This is a genomic window from Neobacillus vireti, assembly GCF_036962465.1.
In the GTDB taxonomy this organism is placed as follows: Bacteria; Bacillota; Bacilli; order Bacillales; family Cytobacillaceae; genus Neobacillus; species Neobacillus vireti_B.
Window position 1 is genome coordinate 87,793 of the sequence record NZ_JBALNF010000033.1, and the last position, 19,890, is coordinate 107,682.

The following is a 19,890-nucleotide window of genomic DNA, read 5'->3' on the forward strand; positions in this document are numbered from 1 at the left end:
CGGAAATATTTTCCAATAGGACTTATAAAAACAAACCACTCGCGCAATCACTTGTATAGGAAAATTTAAAGAGACAATGTGCACTATTAACAGGATACTTCAGACTTTTTTCCGTTTGCGATTAAAAATTCTATTAATTTCATCCACTCAATATTGAAAATAGCCCTTCTGATAATCCGAGAAGGGTTATTATTAAAATTTGGGCTTCAATCCTGCTTTGTAAACAGATTGGATAAAAAAGTTCAGTAGAAATCGAAGAACCAGCCTCTAATTACCCCAAAATTATTTTTGTAACAAACTTATCAGTACAGTATTAAGGAATTACCACAGAAAGAATGCAAATTCAATCAACTTTTAGGCTGCAACAAATTTCTCAATAATTATGGGGATATACAAAGATAAGTTATTACACTCAAAAAAGCCCATTTTCTGTTTTAGTTTAAGAGAAATTGGGCCTAATTCCATAGAATCTACTTACCCTTACAACCCAATTGGCTTCCTCCCAGCCATGCAAAACCCATCAGTAATATTACTTGCCCATTAATCAAACCTTCTGGATAGTCTAAAGCTTAGTTGCAAATTGGACATTTTGTAACCAAGTAGTTATAAGGTATAATTAAACTTAGAAAAAACTAGGGGGAGCAAAATGGCAATACTTAATAAAGAAAAGATTTTTTCCGTGACAGAAGAAATTATAATGAGAAAGGGAGTAGAAAAAACCACTCTCTCTGATATCGCAAAGGAACTCGGAGTAACTCATGCTGCATTTTATAAACATTACAAAAATAAAGAAGATCTATTACAACAACTTGCACTACGGTGGTTAGAAACTACTTCTAAAGAATTATTAGAATGGGAAGCCCAAAAAGGTGTAAGTTCAGTTGTTGCACTTCATGATTGGCTTTGGCTTCTAGCTACTACAAAGAAAAAACTTTACCATAATGATCAACGTATGTTTCGGTTATATACAGATTATTTAGAGCGTACGCAAATTCTAGTTAAAGAGCACTTAAACCAATTAGCGCATAAAGCCGAGTCCATTAGTGGACTAAAAAAAGCAGGCCCTGCAATCATCACCGCATTTATATATTTCCATAATCCATATTTTGCAGACCGTTGGGATAGTGAGTTTTATAAGGATATGTTTGAAGATGTATGGCGGTTATTAGCTAATAATCTGTGATATTAGTAAAATTACGAAAAGGCCTCCCTTTTTTCAAGATGGGGAACTGATCTTTTTCTGACACAAGAAAAAAGACCGCCGTAGCGATCACTTTAGTCAAAAATTTTATTTCGAAATAAAATTGAGCTTTTACGTCTTAATATGTATTAGTCTTTACAAAATGGATAAAAGCCTCTATTTTACTATTTAAGAAACTAAGTGTGCCTTCGTCCACCATTTTCCTGTTTATTCATTAAACTTCTGATTCGCTAAACAGTACCTCATTTCCTCCTTGAGGAAGTATTTTTGATTGAATACAAGGCGCAGCTAATATTTCACGTAAATCATTTGTGCACGAACAGTTCCAAGCAGTCCAAGATTGGCACCAAGGGCCATGACTGGTTTACCAATGAGTATCTTTCAACCCTCGAAGCCCAATCCAGAGCATTTTTTTAAACACCAGGAATACACCAATTGTATTCTGGCGTAATGATGATTACACCATCTGCACTTGTAATTAACTCTTTAAATTCTTTTACTGCCTGCGGTGGGTTGTTTTCCTCATCTTAATCATAATGAGGTAGGGAACGGATCTCTGCTATTTTCTGTCAAATTTTCCATAATAGCGTTCTTGCATAGTTTTTGCTATTTGCAAATTATATGATTTTTTACGTAAACTTCCCACGATTGTCACAAATTTCACGATTGATAATCACCAATAATTATTACTAAGATTGCTCACTAAACATGAAATATTTAATGAGAACAAAAAAACTGTACAAAAGACATAGTTTATTTTCTAATGTTAGTAACATCAAACGTGAAACTTGGATTCTGTAATTTTTTATTTATTTACTCTGACCATGCTGAATGTAAAATGCAGTGACAGAAATTCTTATTCTTATATTCCGGTTTAAAATGTTGAATAATATCTTCTTTCATATTTCCAAAAGTAGTTTCTGGTTTATGCTTAAAGCCCTCATAAAAAGCCGGAATAATTTCCCTTTTGAAATTGTTACGAGGGAAAGCGCCTAGAATTTCTTTACGTAAGTCCTCTGGAAATTTATCATAGCCATCCCCCATGACATCTAAACCAACACCAGAAAAAAGTAGTGCTACTTCAGACTCTTTATGTTCTGCTATACCGGGTGTCGTATGCAATGCAATAGCATCCCATACAAGACGGATTGACTCATCTGAAATTTGATACTGTTGTAAAAAACTTCTTGCAGCATTTGCACCATCTACCTCAAACCGTAAATCTGGACTGCTGTATTTTTTTGTTAAACCCAAATCATGGAATAAAGCACTGACATATAATAACTCCAAGTCATAATTCTTCTTCAAGTTTTTTCCGTTTACTGCCCCAAATAAAAATACACGATTGGAATGATTCCATAACAGATTATTTCCATGTTCTCGCAAAATATCAGCTGCATCTTGTGCCAATTGAGAATCAGGAATTTTGATACCTGCAATTGTGTGTTGCATGATTAAGCCTCCTTTTATATCCTATCCTCACCTTTATGAGTTGATTTAATTGTAAAGAGAATTTTATTTTTTATCTATTCAATCATTTCTATTATAATCATAGATAAAAACTATGATAGAGAACTTTGCAAAGAAGAAATCGCATTATTTTCTGTGTGAAAATGAAGCTTTTCGATTTCACGTATTAATAACTCTATATATTTTCGCGCTGCATAATTGATAAAACAATTCTTTTTCATCACAAGATAAACAGCCCTAGTCATAGATGCATCTTCAATATGCTGAAAAAATAAATCACCTGTTTCATAAAATTCAAATAATGTACGTGAAACAATACTGCGACCAATACCACTTCGAACGAGATTCAATATAGATTCAATACTGGACGTTTCAATAATAGGATTTAATTGCTTACCAACATTATCGCTTGCTTTTTCAAGTAATTTTCTACACTGATGCACATTTGGAAATAAAATAAGTGGACCCGCTAAAATGGAAGCTAATGAAACCTTTTGATTTCCATTACTTTTATTACTAATCAAGTAAAATTCTTCATCATACAACTTCGTAACTTGCAACATATCATTTTGATTTAGATAAAAATCAATACCAAAATCAGCCTTGTTTTCTAAAACGGCTTTTTCCACCTGATCAGTGGTTTGTATAAATACCTTAATGTTAGGATAAAACTTATTAAATTGAATACATAGAGTAGATACTAAATCCGTAATTTCTCCTGGTAATACAGCAATTTTTAATTCCCCAATTTCTCCTTCCGTCAATGCTGTAATTTGAGAGAACATTCTTTGTATGGAGTCTTGAATGTTAGATGCTTCTCGCTGTATTATTTCTCCTATCTTAGTAAGCTCGATTTTCTTTCCGACACGATTAAAAAGTGGATACCCCACCTCTTGTTCAAGCATTTTAATTTGATGACTTAAGGTTGGTTGAGAAATCCCTAATTTTTCAGATGCCCTAGTAAAATGAAGTTCTTTACTAACCATTAAAAAATACTCTAAATGTCGCAATTCCAAATTATTTACACACCTTTCAAACGCAAAATTTTTCTTTATTTTAATAGTTATTGAAATAAATCTCTCTATGAATTTAGTTATTTTAATCAGGTGATTTGTATGATTAGTTATACCACACTAGAAAAATCCCTTGTTCCCTTTCTGTTTAAAAGGAAAATGTGGTTCCACCATACAAATTAAGAAGGCCAAATTCATTATGGCAATGACTTAATAACTTGATGATTTTCTAAAAGTGTAAATGTCAATTCAAGTGAGTACCCATTCATACTGACATCCAGCGCGAAAGTACAGAATAGGGTAAACATTGTTTGAATTAAGGACCGATGCCGATTAATAAAGATTTTATAGATAATGTGTTAACAAACTATATACTGGTTTAATTCAGAAACATTCTTTCTTTTACAGGCATTGGTCTTGCAAACATAAAACAAATTTTGGTTAGTATACAGAAAATGCAAATAATGTATTTTCATTGGTTAGACAAAACAAAAAAATCCCCTACTGTAGAGGGCCTACATAAGATAACACGTTACCTCATGACTTCTACAAAAGGAGACATACCAAGTGTAACACTATACCAAATAAAAGCGTCGTTGAAAAGTGTTTAGAGATTCTTGATTTAAAAATTATCGCTACCCCTTCGTGGATCCTGTATCAAAAAAATTGCTTACCGGACCAGCCGTCATGCTGCTTGTCGAAGATAACCTGCGGGCAAAACCGACAATCCAAAGTTTGTCCGACTTGGAATCTATTCACGCCTCTAATGTCTATCATAATATTGAACGCCTACCGTTCCAACTTTTACAGGATATTTGCCAACAATCTTCCGGAGGATCAATGGGCGTCATGCCAAAAAAGAGTCAAGTTCAACTATTGGTAAACTGGATATTTTAGATTCAAGTCAGATCAGTTTTCCAAAAAAGCTGGAGAGTGGGCCAATGTCTCCAAGGATAATAATTCAATCAAGCTTCATATCCGATTAGCAGTTTTTAATGATGGTGGTATCACCTGCCCGAATAAAGTTATTACTCTACCGGAGCACCAAATTCGCTTGAAACCCCTGTTACAAATATAACCTTTTTTCCTGTACTACTCATTTCTCGTTCCTCCTACTATTTATTTATGCAAGACCTCCATTTGAAAATATTACTTGCCCATTAATCCAGCGGCCCGAAGTCGCTAAATATAATACTGTTTCTGCGATATCTTCTGGTTTACCTAAGCGTTCAAGTGGTGTTGTTTTAGAAAAATTATGGATTTTTTGTTTATCCTTTGCATTAAAAAATAACGGTGTCGCAGTTGGACCTGGAGCTACCGTATTAACTGTAATATCTTTACCACGTAGTTCGCGAGCTAAAATCATTGTCATAGATTCAACCGCTGCTTTACTCGCGACGTAAAGAGCATATGTTGGTAATTTCGTGCGGGTCACAGAGGTAGAAAAGTTGATAATTGCACCACCTTGGCGAACACGTTGGGCAGCCTGTTGGGATATAACAAAAGTTCCGCGAGTATTTATACGATACATTTTATCTAAATCCTCTAAGTTCGCCTCTGCGATAGAACTGAGAATCATGATACCTGCTGTATTGATAACGACATCAATTCCGCCAAACTTTTCTTCTACAATATTGAAAGCTTCTTCCATTCGTTTTTCATCTGAAACATCTCCACCTACACTAATTGCTTTTCCACCCTTCTGAACAATCTCGTTCGCGATAGCATCTGCTTTAATTTTATTGCTCGAATAGTGCACAGCAACGGCAAATCCATTATCGGCTAATTTTTTTACTATCGCATGTCCAATACCACCAGAACCCCCTGATACAAATGCAACCCGAAAATCGTTTGTTTTATTAAAATTTTTTGTCATGATATCTCTCCTTGTTATTAAATAAAAAAGTTACATTTTTTATTTTTTGTAACAATCATTAACATCATTATACATCGTCAAGTTACAAATTAAACGTTTTGTAACTATCTGCGATTGAAATTTTAGAATTTTAAGCCTTATATTTCAATTTCCGCTTCCTTCATTACTCAAGAGAATAAAAAAGAAACAGGGGCTTTTCCTGTTTCCATAAGCAATATACCTTTTTTCCTGTACATCTGGAAAAAGCACTTTATATTAGATTACAATTTTCTTTTTTCATTAAGTAAAAGGAATAAAATGCTCATCAACACATAAACTATTTCCATTTCTCACAGGTACTTCTGAAGTGGGAGGGTAATGAGCTTTCCGAAACCTCCACTTGGCAAAGTGTCTTGGTTAGGGAACATCCTATCAAAAGATTCCATGAGAAATTCATCATATTCTTCTTTTATTTTCTTTAAAAGAACTATTCCCAGTTTCCTTTCAACTACTACGGAAACCATTGAAGAAAAGAATATCCATACATGTACTCCATTACCCGATCTGGACCTTTCAATATGAAAAGGAATCTTCATCAATAATTGCTTCAGGTAATGATTTTCTTTTTGCAATCGTTCGTTTCATTCATACCTATCTCTCAAAATCAGATAATATTTAATAACATTATATTCAATAAGTGTGAGAGAACATCCAAGGAAGGTGCAGGATAAAACTAAAGGAGCCCAATTCTTTAACCGAAACTGGACTCTAACTACTTTATTTCTTCACTCCATTTTAATTGGTTATTAATCCAATACTATTTCAACATTAATAGGGCCACAGACTCCAACATACGCTTGTCTGCAGAAACATATCAACCAGCTGAATATATTCGTCACTTTATATTTCGAAATTAGTGTCTGGATATCCTTCACCAATCTGGACAGGTTGCAGGAAACATAAATCACTTTTTGCGCTTCTGTTTGCAAAATGATTTGCAATAGCGTACTATCCAGTCCTTAGACAATACTTTCCACATGTCCCTCATGGATGTCAGACTTATTTCAAAAATAACTGTGATACACACTCAACGTGTCTAGAGTGTATGGGACAACACAAAAGATATGGTGATTAAATCTTTACGACTCTAACAAAAATCTTTTTAGGATGCAAAATCCCTTCTCCAATTCATCAGAGTCCTTAGGTGAAGTTAGTGAAATACGAATAAATTGAGGAGATTCATCTTTTTTGACCAAAAAACGATGAGAATGAAAAACATGGATCCCCTGGTTTAAGGCAATTTGCTCAAGATGGTTTAGCTGCCATTTTTTATGCAATGGTAACCAACGAAAAAAACTAATCGGGTTTTCGCTCGGATGATTGATTTGAAAATATTTCTGGTAAAGCCGGTTCCGTTCTTGCGAAATTTCCCGCTTTTTCTTAATGATTTGTTCAGCAGCCCCAGTATTAATTAACTCTGTTATAATTTCTGCATTTAAGGCAGATGTTTTTACGTTGAGATTGAAAATTCCATAGGTAATTTTTTCAACAAACGGATTAGCGTAAGCGATAAATGCAACTCGAATACCAGAGCTGAGTGATTTGGCAATACTTAGGATATAAACAAACCTTTCCGGTACAAAATGTGAAATAGGGAAATAGCCATTTGGCGCCAGAAAAGAGTATACGTCATCCTCTATTAAGATAAGCCCGTGTTTATTGATGACATCTGCAATTTCCTTTCTGCGCTTCATATTCATTGTTACAGCAGTAGGATTATTGCAGGAGGGGCTCAAATAAATTCCCTGTAATGAATTAGTTCTGCAGACGGCCTCTAATCTCTCCGGCTTCATGCCAAACTCATCCCCCTCAATAGGGATTAATTGGATATTCATTATTTTTGCCAGTTCAATAAAATTGGGATAAGTATAGATATCGACCGCTATTTTATCTCCCGGATGAAACAAGGCCATTAGAATAAGCGAAAAGGAATTTTGCCCTCCTGAAGTAATCGTAATATTTTCAACGGGTACATCCATGTTAAAGCGCTGCATCCACTTTTTGGCTGCCATTCTGTGATAAGGCATTCCCAGCGGGTGTCTGTAATCTAATAAATTTTCCAGATAATCTTTGGCGGCAATGCTTTTAATCGCTTGTGCGACCAAAGAGTTGGTGTGATCGAGGGGCTTGATGATCCCCATCTCTATGTAATTCTTATTCTCATCACTGTCCGCCATAAAGATAGCATTTTTTATATTGGGAGTAACAAAGGTCCCCCTTCCGGTAACGGCATAGATGAATCCTTTCACCTCGCATATTTTAAATGCCCTTGTGACAGTGCTTAGATTAATATCAAGATAATCTGCAATTTCTCGTTGAGGAGGTAGTTGCGTATTGGGCGCGAGAAAGCCATTGAGAATATCATATTCTAGCAAACTGGCAATCGATCGATACAATGGAGGGGCAAGCTGTTTTTTATCCGGCTTCCACGACATAGGATAATTTTCAAACGAATTAACTGGCATCTAACACCCTCCTTGGAAAAATTGTATTGCATACAATTATATCATTGAAGCCATACAATAGGGATGATAAAGTAAATTTACATACAATTTCTGATAAGTGGGTGAAAGATTTGAACATCAGTGATAACACGTTTTTGCGGGAAGAAAGCAGCTTCCTTGCCGGTGTACGGGATTGTCTGCCCACTGTACTTGGTTACTTAAGTATTGGTTTTGCGGCCGGTGTTGTGGAAAAAACAGCAGGACTTTCGATTGTTGAAATTGGACTCATATCCTTACTGTTATACGCTGGTTCTGGTCAATTTATTGCTGCGGCGATGATTGGGGCAAATAGTCCAACCCTAGCGATTATCTTTACTATTTTCTTTATTAACCTCCGCCATCTTTTAATGAGCGCGGCTATATCGCCTTATTTCCGTCATCTAACAACAGGCAAGAATATATTAATTGGTTCTTTACTTACTGATGAAACATTTGGTGTGGCAATGAATGAAGCTGCAAGTAAGAAATGGCTTAGCGAAAAATGGATGCATGGGTTAAATATAACTGCTTATTTGAATTGGTTTATTGCTAATATTGCAGGAGCATTTTTCGGAGAATGGATTTCAAATCCAGAAAAATTCGGTCTTGATTTTGCATTACCGGGTATGTTCATTGGCCTGCTTGTCCTGCAAATGGTCAGCCGAAGAAAATGGATGAAAGATGTTCTTGTTGCACTAACTGCAGTTGCCATTGTTGTAGGGATAAGTTTGGTGGCATCTGGAAGCGTTGGGGTTATTGTAGCGACAATCATTGCCTCTGGCATAGGAATGGCGGTGGAAAAATGGAAGTAAGATGGTCTATCTTTTTAATTATTTTTGGATCAGCCATTGTCACATTTATTCCAAGAGTACTTCCAATAGCTATCTTAAGTCGTGTTGAACTCCCAGAATGGGCCATGCGATGGTTGAACTACGTTCCCATTGCCGTTATGGCAGCCTTAGTGGGACAAGAGCTGCTAATGCCAAACGGAAAATTAGAGCCTTTGCACAAAAACCTTGAACTAATCGCGTCTCTGCCTGCTTTTTTGATTGCAATTGTAACACGCAGTTTATTAGGAACGGTTGTCGCTGGCATCCTCTCTATCATGGTATTACGTTTTGTGTTTTAAATTGGTAAAGTGTTATTAATGCCGTTTTGTGATAAGCATACTGGCCGTATGGGTCTTATAATAAGTGAAGAGGGGCTGTTCAAAAAGGTTATTTTTCAATCCTTCGTGAACAGCCCCTCTTCGTTATTTTCCTAACATCTTGGGCGTTAACCTTTATTCAGATTAAGCTCAATCATCACTATCGGAGCTTTAGCTTGATTACTTTAACATGGTTGATTGGAGGAATTCTTTTGTACGTTCCTCTTTAGGATGATCAAAGAATTCATCTGGCCGATTTCTTTCGATAATTCTACCATCGTCCATGAAGACAATCCAATCAGCAACCTCGCGGGCAAAGCCCATTTCATGCGTAACTACTACCATGGTCATTCCTTCATCGGCTAACTCCTTCATGGTTGCCAAAACCTCACCAACAAGCTGAGGATCAAGGGCAGATGTCGGTTCATCAAAAAGCATGATATCGGGCTTCATTGCCAATGACCTGGCAATTGCCACACGCTGCTTTTGACCGCCTGACAATTTGCTTGGATAAACATCTGCCTTGTCAAGAAGACCCACCTTTTGGAGCAACTCCTTTGCTTCAGCAATGGCCTGGTCTTTTGAGATTTTTTTTACCATGATGGGTGCTTCAATGACATTTTCAAGGACAGTTTTATGCGGGAATAGATTAAAGTGCTGGAAAACCATCCCCACCTTTTGGCGGACATTATTAATATTGTGTTTTTCTGGGCTAATCTCTTCCCCATGGATTGAAATTCTCCCACCTTCCCTTTTTTCTAAAAAGTTCAGGCATCGCAGCAGCGTACTTTTACCAGAGCCAGATGCTCCGACCAAGCAGACAACTTCACTTTCATACACAGACATGCTTATATCTTTTAATACATGTAAATTGCCATAAGATTTATGTAAGTTTTCTATTTTTATCATTTCTCGTTCATTCACTTTCTCGTCCTCCTATCGATCACTAACTGCCAATCTCTTTTCGAACAGACTCACCAGCATCGTTAATACTGCAACAAGTATGAGATAATAAACGGCTACTATTAACAAGTAGGTCATTTCATCGAAATTATTGGAACCCAGTGTCGTCGAGACATTGAACAGTTCATTCATGGAAATAAAGGCTGCCAGAGATGAATCCTTAAGTCCAATAATAAATTGGTTTCCCAGGGGAGGCAGTGCCCGCTTGAAAGCCTGTGGAAGTATGATACGGCGCATGGCTAGTATTCTGGTCATGCCGAGAGAGCGTGCCGCTTCCATTTGTCCTTTATCAATGGATTGAATCGTCCCCCGAAAAATTTCTGCAATATAGGCACCGTTATGGAAGGCAAGTGCAAGAGCCGCCGCCCAAAAGTCAGGAATGAGAAATATTCCGCTGAAGCCAAAATACAGAATAAAAATCTGGACAATGAGTGGAGTTCCCCTTACAAGGAATACATACGCATTTGAAATATAGCCCAATACTTTAATCCTTGATATTTTTAAAAGAGCAAAAAATAATCCGAATAAAATTCCAATTAAAATAGAGACAACCGTTAGCTTTAACGTCAACAGCGCTGCATCTATGAAAAGATTTTTGCTGCTGATCAATGTATGTAAAAAGTGAGAAAAACTAGGCAAAATAACAACATCCTTTCTTTCTAATGATCAATCTATTATTCTGGTTTTTTCGTAATATCCTCACCAAAATACTTTTGACTGATCCGTGATAGTGTTCCATCGTTACGAAGTTTTTGAAGTGCATCATTAACCCGCTTGAGCAGGATTGGATTATCCTTCGGAATAACAATTGCCTGCTCGCTTCGCTCGATCAAATGCTGCCCCTGAATTTTGAATCCTTCCTTTTTTGCACTTTTACCAGTGACAAAATCAGTAATAACGGCGTCATGCCGGCCAATACTTAGCGCTTTTAATGCCGTAATATCACTGTCATACATTTTTATATTGCTGGTATACTTTTTGGCTGTATCCGCATAGGTGGAGCCCTTTGCTACGGCAACTTCTTTTCCTTTTAAGTCATCTACTGTTTTAATATTGCTGTCAGGTCTGGTGAAAATCTGTGGACCTGAGTAATAGTAGGGTGTGGAAAAATTAACTTGTTTGGCACGTTGGGGGTTAATAGTGTGGCTGGCAACGGCTGCGTCTGCCCGTCCCGTTTTAATGCCCTCGATAAGTCCTTTGAATTTCATCCTTTTTTGGACTGGTTCAAGGCCCAGTTCTTTTCCGACGGCGTTTCCTACCTCAATATCGAAACCGGTCATCGATAAATCATCATTTTTAACATAACTAAAAGGCTTAAATTCCCCTGAAGCTGCAAAAATAAATTTCTGCTTATCTATCAGCTTTGTTCCATCTGCCAGCTGGTCTTTTTGAATACAGCCAGTCAGCATCCCCATTAGAAACAAGCACGATAGAATCATTATGTATCGTTTTTTCATGCTTGATTTTCTCCTCTCTCGTTCAAGCTATACCGTTTCTTTCCCGGCATTTAAGAAAAGGACTGACCTTCTGCTTGTGAAGCAGAAGAGCAGTCCCCTGATTTTCATTCACGAAGCTCGAAAGTTTTGCAAGCTGTTTCTTCCACAGTATCAGCCTCTCTGCTGCCATGTGGACCAACCACATAAATGGAGTCAGCTACACATTGGTCACCATCAGCCCAGTACTTACAGTTTTTAACATTACATTTCACATCCAATTTCATATTGTGCCACCTCCTCTAAACGATTTTCTATTTAGATACCCCCTACAAAGTTGGTTGAAACAAGATGTTACTGCCAATGCTTTGCCACTGCCAATCATCCACGTCATTTAGAATCTTTTATTCTTTTTAATTATTGGGAGTTCTCCGTCGAGATTTATAGAACTATTTTTCATAAAATAAAAGGCAGAAAGTAAGGGTTTAGACATAAAAAAAACAGCTCTCACTATAAATGAGAACCGGGATTAGTATCTAGCACTAGGTTATTTTATTACTTTGTACATCGATTTTTATCTCCACAGAGTTTATCCACTTCACCCCCGCATTCCTTCGTTTTTGGGTTAAAATTCAGGTTATCCCGAACATAAGCTGTTAGGGTAATGTATGTCTTCTCCGAGATCCATGTTCAATCAGTGGTGTACTGGTTCATCCACTTGCAAAAAAACACCCATCCACCCTCCATAATTAAGAAATCCAATTCTCTTTAAAATCTTCTATGTATTTTTTTATCTTGGTTGGCTTCTTATTCATAACCTTTTCGAAATCATCTTTAATTCCCTTTGCAAGTCCCAATTTTGTCGGGAAGTGGACCCCAACAACTACGTTTATGAATCCCTTATCCCCTCCATGCTTTATCATAAACTCCTTAAACTCTTTTATGGAAGGATTGTCATAGCGAATATCAGTATTTAGCACTTCTGACATGATTTTAGCAACTTCAAAAAAATCTAATGCTTCATCACCCGTAATGACATACTTTTGAAATCTGTGCTGTTCTGTATTGGTCAGTGAAAAAACTGCTAAATCAGCAATATCTCTTGCATCCACAAAACTTGTTTTTCCATTTCCAGCAGGGACGAAAATACGTTGGCGTTCAGTAATTTCTTTCAGCATAAAATCATTCAGATTTTGCATAAAGTACCCTGCCCGTAGAAAGGTATAAGGAATCTTAGACTTCTTAATTAACTTCTCATTTTTAAAATGGTGGACAAACGGCATGAATTGAACATCTTTTAAGGAAAGATAGACAATATGTTTAATCTCCTGATCTTTTACCTTCTCTATAAAACTGGCAAACTGAATGTTGTCTCCAGGCGGATACATTAAAAAAATCCTATCCACCCCCATTAATGCTTCTTGAAATGTTTCAGGTCTTGAAAAATCAAGACTGACAAACTCATAATCATCTCCATATTTTTGTTTTGCCTTTTCAACATTTCTCACTGCACAGACAATTTGCAAATTCATTTCTTTTGCTTTCCTTGCCACTTCATAGCCAATTTTACCGTTAAAACCTGTCACTAAGATTTTCATAAAAAATCCGACCTTTATTTTTTAATTAGACCAGTCTATATAATTAAATTAAAAAAGAAACCAGTTATTGGAGAAGAACTGGTATTTGTTTTGCCACTAATAGTAGTGGTTCATTATTTCCAAGTGTAAACGAAATTAGAAATGCCCCTTCAATCATCGAATTGATGACGACTCCCAACTCTTTTGCCCTTGTTTCCTCATAACCAGAATCTAATAACTTTTCCGTGAATAGATACTGAAAGTTTCCATAGGCTGTTTGGCAAGCTTGACGCAATGAGTCACTAATAAGGGCTGTCTCCAGTGCAACAGAGGCAATCGGAACTCCTTCCTTACAACGTTCCTCACAAAATTGCTCTGCCATTTGAACAATAAAGTTTTGTATCGCTTTAATGGGATCAGAAAACTTTTTCAAGCCGTCTTCAATTCTCTCAGACACAAACTTGGCAGTAAATTGAACTGATTCAATAGCAAGCTGTTCCTTTCCTTCTGGAAAATGATAATATAGAGACCCTTTAGGAGCACCACTCTCCTTTGTGATCTGATTTAAACCCGTTGCATGATACCCTTGCTGTTGAAAAAGAAGGGAAGCGGTTTTAATTAATTTAGTTTTTGAATTTTCCTTTTCTCTCATTTTATTAATCCACCTAATTCATTATACCAATTGGTCTATATATATGGTATAACAGTTAAATTGTATAGTCAATTTTATAATCACTTGATTAATTTACTTTGGATGCATCCTACAGTAAGAATATCCTTTATATGTTTCATTTTTTCATAAATATATAGTCCGCCCAATTCCTCCCCTTTCCATAGTCTTGCTTGGTTATCTTGCTGAGAAGATTACATTCAAAACATATTCATTTAATATAGCTTTGGGATTAATTACAGGAAATATAATAAGGCAACTCCCAAATTTGGGTTAGTTGCCTTATTTTAAAATGGGTTGTGTCACACACTCAGCGTGTCCCTGTATACGGGAACACATGGGGTGCTGGTGAGTTTACGTTTACGGGGGTTTAAGAAGTTTCCTCTAATGTCATTTGGAATGTAAGGGCTATCCCCTAGTGATTTTTATGCCTTTTCTCACAGAGAGTCAGACCCGCCATAACGAACTTATTTATTTAGTCTGGATTATTAAAATTTCATCAATGATTGGAATTTCGTTTTTTAATGTGGTTAAAAGATCTTCCCCAATCTGATTGTCGATTTCGCAAATCGTTATCGCTGGACCATTGATTTTTGAACGCTCATTCGCCATACGTGCAATATTAAGCCCTTTTTGATAAAGAATACCTGATAGCTCGGAAATGACCCCTTTTCGGTCTGTATGGTGAATCACAAGTGTCGTCCGTTCACCGGAAAACTTTAAGGGATAATCATTCAATTCCTGAACCTCTACTTTGCCGCCGCCTAAAGAACTGGCCAGTACCTTTACAGTCTGCGTTGCCCCAGATAATTCTACAAGCACCGTATTCGGATGGTAGCTTCCAAGCACCCGTTTCGTGAACTCGTATTGTAAGCCATTTTCCTCAGCAATGGATTTAGCCTTTGGAATGCCTTCATCCATGGTTGTCATTCCCATCACACCGGCTATTAGTGCCAGGTCTGTTCCATGTCCTTGATAAGTTTCGGCGAAGGAGCCCATTAACGAAAACCTCACAAATAATGGTTGTTCGTTTAACAACTGGCGTGCAATATTGCCGATCCGGACAGCCCCTGCGGTATGAGAGCTGGATGGCCCAACCATAACAGGTCCGATAATCTCATAGGCACTTTGGTATTGGGCCGGTCCACATCCACTGCTTTTCCCCCCGAAAACCTGCTCTTTTAATTTTTTTCCTGTCGGAGTACCGGCAAGTCCGCCAATCCCTGTTTCCCGCAACGACTCTGGCATTTGCTGCCCGACTTCATGCATCACATGGACCACCTCATCCGGCGGAATGATGCTGACCACCCCTGCTAAAGCCATATCTGCCGCAGCCTGGGCTGTAATTGCGTGTAACCCGTTCCGAAGGATACATGGAATTTCTACCAGCCCGGCGACCGGATCACAAACTAGTCCCAGTGAATTTTTTAAAGCAATTCCGATGGCATTTCCAACCTGCTTTGGAGTGCCGCCGGCAAGCTCAACTAAAGTACCAGCGGCCATCGCCGTTGCTGAGCCGATTTCCGCCTGGCATCCGCCGGCAGCCCCTGATATGGAAGCTTTATTAGCAATCACCAAACCAAGGGCAGAGGCAGTAAACATCGACAGTACGATCCGCTCCCGTGGGAATTTTCCGCTGTCCAGAGCGTGAACAAGTACTGCCGGCAAGATTCCTGCTGAGCCTGCAGTCGGTGTCGCCACAATCCTCCCCATTGCCGCATTGACCTCTGATACGGCTAGTGCATTGGCTGCAGCATTTAAAGTCACCGGATTGATAAAGGATTTTCCATTTTGGGCATATTGGTGAAGCCGGTATCCATCGCCGCCGGTCAAGCCGGTACGGGACATGACAGCACTTTTCGTCCCCCTAAGGACAGCCTCTTCCATTACCTTAAATTGCTCGGCCATTTTTTCGATAATCGCTTCCCGTGGCATGCTCTTTTGCTGTACTTCAGTTTGAATCATTAATTCCGCAATCGTTATATTTTGCTGCTCAGCCAGTTCAATTACTTCTCTTAAACTCGTGAAAGACATAATATCACTCCTTAAAGAAGACGGTCCCCATGCATGAAGCATTAGAACCGTCCCCCTTTTTCTTTATTTCTTTTTATACTGCCTTTATTTTTGTACTCTCATCGTTTTCGGTCTCGTCTAACGGTACGCGTTTTTCCATTTTTAACAGATAGAAAATGGCTGTCATAATGGCAAGGAATCCAATTCCCGCGATTAACGGGATGCGTGTGCTTGGATTGATCGCCATACCGACAAGTACGATCAGTAAAAATACAATGGTAGCGTAGTTGCTGTACGGTGTAAGAGGCATTTTAAATGGATGTGTTTCCATTGCAACAGCGTTTACTTTTCTAAATTTGATTTCACTGATGAGCAGAACAAACCATGGAATCATTCCTGGAAGAACACTCGCACTGTAAACATACACAAAGATGGATGGCGGTGCAACATAGCTTAACACAACACCAATAGCCAAACCTAATAAAACTGTTATGGTTGAATAAACAGGAACTTTATTTTCCGATAATTTAGCAAAAATCTTTGGTGCCTGTCCATTTTTCGCCAATGCGTAAAGCATTCGTGTGGCGCTGAAGATGCCGCTGTTACAGCCGCTCATTGCTGCCGTAATGACGACAAAGTTGATAATACCTGCTGCAGCCGTTATTCCAATTTTAGCAAAGACCGATACGAACGGACTGCCAACCTGATTGAGCTCGTTCCAAGGATAAACGGTTACAATGACAAAGATAGCACCAATATAGAAAATTAAAATACGCCAAACGGTGGTTTTCACAGCATGTGTAATTGTTTTTTGTGGATTTTCTGCCTCTCCAGCAGTCATCCCTATTAGTTCCACCCCTTGATAAGCACCGATAACGATGGAAAGAGCAAAGAAGAAACCTTTAAATCCCCCAGTGAAAAAGCCGCCGTTTTTCCAGATGTTTGAAAATCCAATTGCATGACCGCCATTTCCGAACCCAAATAGAATAATGCCAATACCAGCAATAATCATGAAGACAATCGTTAACACTTTAATTAATGAGAACCAGAATTCAAATTCACCAAAGTTTTTAACCGAAATCATATTGGCAATGCCCAGAATCACCATCGCGACCACCCCAGGGACCCATGTTGGCAGATGCGGGAACCAATAATGCATATACGCACCAACCGCGATGATTTCCGACATGCCGACAGTGATCCATTGGAACCAATAGCTCCAAGCTGTCAAATAGCCAGCCAAAGGATGGATATATTTATTGCCGAGGTCAGCAAATGAACCGGTGGTTGGTTCCAAATAAAGCATTTCCCCCATCGAGCGCATGATGAAAAATAAGAAGAGGCCGGCAACTGCATAGGCAATCATAACCGATGGACCCGTCCATTTAATTGTACTGGTCGAACCCATAAATAAACCAACACCGATCGTACCACCCAAAGCAATCATTTGAATATGACGCGACTTAAGCCCGCGCTTTAATTCCTGGTTTTTTGACATAAACTTCCCTCTTTCCCCTTGTATTTAAACCTTTTCTTCTTATGTTTTCCTTCCATTAAACAAATATAGGTTCCCGAAATGGAATGTCCAGCTTTTTGGCTAAGTTTTCGAGCATTGATTTTGTCATATGGTCTAAATCGTACCGCGGATTAAAATCCCATTCCTCTCTGGCAGCGGTCACATCAATGGAGTTTGGCCAAGAGTCGGCAATCTGCTGCCGAACTGGATCCACTTGATAATCCATCGTAAATTCCGGTATAAATTTCCTGATGGAAGCAGCAATTTCTTCAGGTTCAAAGCTCATCGCGGTAATATTAAAGGCATTTCGATGTTTTAATCTGGATGAATCCGCTTCCATTAGTTTGATAATCGAATCAATCGCATCTGGAATATACATCATATCCATGTAAGTGCCTTTCGCAATATAGGACGTATATTTTTTGTTCTTTAATGCTTCATAGTAGATATCAACCGCATAGTCTGTCGTTCCTCCGCCCGGTAGTGTTTTGTAGGAAATCAATCCAGGGAAGCGGACACCGCGGGTATCGACGCCAAATTTTGCAAAATAATAGTCACATAGTAATTCGGCGCTGACTTTGGTGACACCGTACATCGTGTTTGGCCGTTGGATTGTATCCTGAGGCGTATTGTCTTTTGGCGTAGATAGACCAAAAGCGCCAATCGAGCTTGGTGTAAAGAACTGTGCATTGGAATTCCGCGCCACCTCGAGTGCATTTACCAGCCCGCCCATATTTAAATTCCAGGCTAGCAGCGGTTTTTTCTCAGCTGTGGCCGATAGCAGCGCTGCCAAATGGATAATCGTATCAATCTGATAGTCATTGACCAACTTTTGCATTTTCTCTCCATCCAGCACATCCAATGTATCAAATAAGCCATTTTCCACCACTGGGTTGCCATCAACATGGCGGATATCAGTAGCAAGGACATTTGTCTCTCCGTAAAGTTCCCTAAGTCTCAACGTTAACTCTGAACCGATTTGACCTAAGCTTCCAGTCACAAGAATTTTTTTCACCGTAAACAACCTCCTTAGTATTTCCCTTATATAATGAACACATGGTATCAAGTTTTAACAGAGAGGGACCTATTCCGGAAACACGGCCCTCCCCTGTTTATCTTCTACACTTAGATGACGCCCAGCTCTTTTCCAACTTTTCCATATACAGCAAGCACTTGGTCCAGCATTTCTTTTGTATGGGCTGCAGTCGGCATATTGCGCACCCTGCCTGTTCCTTTTGGCACTGTCGGGAAGGTGATGGCTTTGGCGTAAACTCCCTCTTCCATTAGACGGCGGGAAAATTGCTGCGTTAATGTTTCGTCTCCGATAATACATGGTGTAATCGGTGTTTCTGAATGGCCAATATCAAACCCTAAATTTTTCAAGCCTTCTTTTAAATAGCTGCCATTTTCCCATAGCTGATCGACTCTCTCTGTTGATTCCGTCATGATGTTAATGGCTTCAATGCAGGCAGCAGCAGCTCCTGGTGTAAGCGATGTTGAAAATAAAAATGGACGGGCGCGCACTTTTAACCAATCAATCAATTGCTGGGTACCGGCCACATAGCCGCCCACGACACCAATAGCCTTGGAAAGCGTTCCAATTTGAAAATCTATTTGATCGGAAAGGCCAAAATGTTTAACCGTGCCGGCCCCATTCCCCATAACGCCTGATCCATGTGCGTCATCAACATATGTAAGCAAACCATATTCTTCGGCGATTTCCACGATTTCTGGAAGCTTTCCAACATCCCCATCCATTGAAAAAACACCATCGGTAATATACATAATTTTTTCATAGGCGCCGCTTTCGACTGCTTCTTTTGCAACCCGCCTTAAATCATCCATGTCCTGATGCTTGACTCGAAGGATTTTTGCTCCGGACAAACGGCAGCCATCAATAATAGATGCGTGATTTAATTCATCAGAAATAATCGCGTCCTTCTTCGTCATGACTGCCGAGATTGCGCCCATATTGCAATTAAATCCTGACTGGAACGCAATCGCTGCTTCCGTATGCTTAAATTCGGCAATCCTTTTTTCCAATTCATTATGAATGGTCATCGTTCCATTGATTGTCCGGACGGCACCAGCACCCACACCATACTGTTTTGTGGCTTCGTTCGCCTTTTGGATTAATCTTTCATTGTTTGCTAATCCAAGGTAATTGTTGGACGACATATTGATAACTTCTTTGCCATTGATTGTCACGATTGGGCCATTAGCTCCCTCTACTGTATCAATGACGTTATATAGCCCTTTCTCATGCAGCTCTTGCAGCTGGGGAGTTAATATCTCTTCTAAAACTTTTCTTGACATCGTATAAACCTCCATCGATTAACTTTTCAGTGGGAATTTCTCTCTATTCTCGATTAAGAAGAGTTAGATTGGAAACGTTTTCATATACTTAGTTTATATCGTTTTTTGTCGATTAACATTCCCATCTTTGTTGTATGTATCACCCATATTTGCCCTCCTTCACAATTTTGTCA

General features: G+C 38.6%; 19 protein-coding genes. 3 read left to right on the top strand and 16 right to left on the bottom strand.

The features are described 5' to 3' along the window. Positions 1 to 646: 646 nt before the first annotated feature. Complete coding sequence (locus tag V7077_RS15390; RefSeq protein WP_335503380.1) at positions 647 to 1,183, top strand: TetR/AcrR family transcriptional regulator; 537 nt, start codon at positions 647 to 649, stop codon at positions 1,181 to 1,183. Between the two features lie 431 nt (positions 1,184 to 1,614). Here V7077_RS15390 and V7077_RS27740 read toward each other — a convergent pair whose 3' ends face one another. From V7077_RS27740 to V7077_RS15410, 6 genes are all read right to left on the bottom strand, one after another. Then, positions 1,615 to 1,680: an NAD(P)H-dependent oxidoreductase gene (locus tag V7077_RS27740; protein ID WP_420489658.1), complete on the bottom strand. Its 66-nt coding sequence runs from the start codon at positions 1,678 to 1,680 to the stop codon at positions 1,615 to 1,617. A 334-nt stretch (positions 1,681 to 2,014) separates the two neighbouring features. Next, positions 2,015 to 2,653, bottom strand: coding sequence for an HD domain-containing protein (locus tag V7077_RS15395; RefSeq protein WP_335503382.1), 639 nt, complete (start codon positions 2,651 to 2,653; stop codon positions 2,015 to 2,017). Between the two features lie 110 nt (positions 2,654 to 2,763). After that, entirely contained in the window at positions 2,764 to 3,687 is a 924-nt protein-coding gene (locus tag V7077_RS15400) for a LysR family transcriptional regulator (protein ID WP_335503386.1), read from the bottom strand. Positions 3,688 to 4,807: 1,120 nt separating this feature from the next. Then, a complete protein-coding gene (locus V7077_RS15405) occupies positions 4,808 to 5,560 on the bottom strand; it encodes an SDR family oxidoreductase (protein WP_335503387.1) in 753 nt (250 codons plus the stop codon). 329 nt (positions 5,561 to 5,889) lie between these two features. Next, complete coding sequence (locus V7077_RS27745; RefSeq protein ID WP_420489659.1) at positions 5,890 to 6,135, bottom strand: TOTE conflict system archaeo-eukaryotic primase domain-containing protein; 246 nt, start codon at positions 6,133 to 6,135, stop codon at positions 5,890 to 5,892. A 543-nt stretch (positions 6,136 to 6,678) separates the two neighbouring features. Then, entirely contained in the window at positions 6,679 to 8,064 is a 1,386-nt protein-coding gene (locus V7077_RS15410; protein WP_335503390.1) for a PLP-dependent aminotransferase family protein, read from the bottom strand. Positions 8,065 to 8,174: 110 nt separating this feature from the next. Between V7077_RS15410 and V7077_RS15415 the strand changes: the two genes are divergently transcribed. After that, the gene (locus V7077_RS15415) at positions 8,175 to 8,894 is read left to right on the top strand and encodes an AzlC family ABC transporter permease (RefSeq protein ID WP_335503531.1); all 720 of its coding nucleotides are present in this window, start codon (positions 8,175 to 8,177) and stop codon (positions 8,892 to 8,894) included. Beyond that, positions 8,885 to 9,211, top strand: coding sequence for an AzlD domain-containing protein (locus V7077_RS15420; protein ID WP_335503392.1), 327 nt, complete (start codon positions 8,885 to 8,887; stop codon positions 9,209 to 9,211). Before V7077_RS15415 ends, V7077_RS15420 begins: the two co-directional genes overlap by 10 nt. Before the next feature lie 198 nt (positions 9,212 to 9,409). Here V7077_RS15420 and V7077_RS15425 read toward each other — a convergent pair whose 3' ends face one another. The 10 genes from V7077_RS15425 to V7077_RS15470 form a co-directional block, all read right to left on the bottom strand. Continuing rightward, positions 9,410 to 10,153 carry an amino acid ABC transporter ATP-binding protein gene (locus tag V7077_RS15425; RefSeq protein ID WP_335503395.1) on the bottom strand — a complete coding sequence of 248 codons (744 nt, stop codon included), beginning with the start codon at positions 10,151 to 10,153 and terminating at the stop codon, positions 9,410 to 9,412. Between the two features lie 12 nt (positions 10,154 to 10,165). Beyond that, positions 10,166 to 10,831 carry an amino acid ABC transporter permease gene (locus tag V7077_RS15430; protein WP_335503399.1) on the bottom strand — a complete coding sequence of 222 codons (666 nt, stop codon included), beginning with the start codon at positions 10,829 to 10,831 and terminating at the stop codon, positions 10,166 to 10,168. Between the two features lie 35 nt (positions 10,832 to 10,866). Beyond that, positions 10,867 to 11,649, bottom strand: a complete 783-nt coding sequence (locus V7077_RS15435; protein WP_335503400.1) for a transporter substrate-binding domain-containing protein — start codon at positions 11,647 to 11,649, stop codon at positions 10,867 to 10,869. A gap of 104 nt (positions 11,650 to 11,753) precedes the next feature. Then, positions 11,754 to 11,912: a DUF1540 domain-containing protein gene (locus V7077_RS15440; protein ID WP_335503403.1), complete on the bottom strand. Its 159-nt coding sequence runs from the start codon at positions 11,910 to 11,912 to the stop codon at positions 11,754 to 11,756. Positions 11,913 to 12,374: 462 nt separating this feature from the next. After that, a complete protein-coding gene (locus V7077_RS15445) occupies positions 12,375 to 13,223 on the bottom strand; it encodes an SDR family oxidoreductase (RefSeq protein WP_335503406.1) in 849 nt (282 codons plus the stop codon). Between the two features lie 64 nt (positions 13,224 to 13,287). Further along, entirely contained in the window at positions 13,288 to 13,854 is a 567-nt protein-coding gene (locus V7077_RS15450; RefSeq protein WP_335503408.1) for a TetR/AcrR family transcriptional regulator, read from the bottom strand. A gap of 489 nt (positions 13,855 to 14,343) precedes the next feature. Next, on the bottom strand, positions 14,344 to 15,948 hold the full coding sequence (gene sdaAA, locus V7077_RS15455) for an L-serine ammonia-lyase, iron-sulfur-dependent, subunit alpha (RefSeq protein ID WP_335503412.1): 1,605 nt from the start codon (positions 15,946 to 15,948) through the stop codon (positions 14,344 to 14,346). A 31-nt stretch (positions 15,949 to 15,979) separates the two neighbouring features. Continuing rightward, positions 15,980 to 17,383, bottom strand: a complete 1,404-nt coding sequence (locus V7077_RS15460) for an amino acid permease (protein WP_335503415.1) — start codon at positions 17,381 to 17,383, stop codon at positions 15,980 to 15,982. Positions 17,384 to 17,438: 55 nt separating this feature from the next. After that, complete coding sequence (locus V7077_RS15465; protein WP_335503418.1) at positions 17,439 to 18,416, bottom strand: L-threonine 3-dehydrogenase; 978 nt, start codon at positions 18,414 to 18,416, stop codon at positions 17,439 to 17,441. Between the two features lie 110 nt (positions 18,417 to 18,526). Next, the gene (locus V7077_RS15470; protein ID WP_335503421.1) at positions 18,527 to 19,717 is read right to left on the bottom strand and encodes a glycine C-acetyltransferase; all 1,191 of its coding nucleotides are present in this window, start codon (positions 19,715 to 19,717) and stop codon (positions 18,527 to 18,529) included. Between the last annotated feature and the right edge of the window lie 173 nt (positions 19,718 to 19,890).

Bases quoted from the DNA above. Each gene is read 5' to 3' on its own strand.
- V7077_RS15390 (WP_335503380.1), top strand. From the start codon at position 647: ATGGCAATACTTAATAAAGAAAAGATTTTTTCCGTGACAGAAGAAATT.
- V7077_RS15395 (WP_335503382.1), bottom strand. From the start codon at position 2,653: ATGCAACACACAATTGCAGGTATCAAAATTCCTGATTCTCAATTGGCA.
- V7077_RS15405 (WP_335503387.1), bottom strand. From the start codon at position 5,560: ATGACAAAAAATTTTAATAAAACAAACGATTTTCGGGTTGCATTTGTA.
- V7077_RS27745 (WP_420489659.1), bottom strand. From the start codon at position 6,135: ATGAAGATTCCTTTTCATATTGAAAGGTCCAGATCGGGTAATGGAGTA.
- V7077_RS15410 (WP_335503390.1), bottom strand. From the start codon at position 8,064: ATGCCAGTTAATTCGTTTGAAAATTATCCTATGTCGTGGAAGCCGGAT.
- V7077_RS15420 (WP_335503392.1), top strand. From the start codon at position 8,885: ATGGAAGTAAGATGGTCTATCTTTTTAATTATTTTTGGATCAGCCATT.
- V7077_RS15435 (WP_335503400.1), bottom strand. From the start codon at position 11,649: ATGAAAAAACGATACATAATGATTCTATCGTGCTTGTTTCTAATGGGG.
- V7077_RS15440 (WP_335503403.1), bottom strand. From the start codon at position 11,912: ATGAAATTGGATGTGAAATGTAATGTTAAAAACTGTAAGTACTGGGCT.
- V7077_RS15445 (WP_335503406.1), bottom strand. From the start codon at position 13,223: ATGAAAATCTTAGTGACAGGTTTTAACGGTAAAATTGGCTATGAAGTG.
- V7077_RS15450 (WP_335503408.1), bottom strand. From the start codon at position 13,854: ATGAGAGAAAAGGAAAATTCAAAAACTAAATTAATTAAAACCGCTTCC.
- sdaAA (WP_335503412.1), bottom strand. From the start codon at position 15,948: ATGCTTCATGCATGGGGACCGTCTTCTTTAAGGAGTGATATTATGTCT.
- V7077_RS15460 (WP_335503415.1), bottom strand. From the start codon at position 17,383: ATGTCAAAAAACCAGGAATTAAAGCGCGGGCTTAAGTCGCGTCATATT.
- V7077_RS15470 (WP_335503421.1), bottom strand. From the start codon at position 19,717: ATGTCAAGAAAAGTTTTAGAAGAGATATTAACTCCCCAGCTGCAAGAG.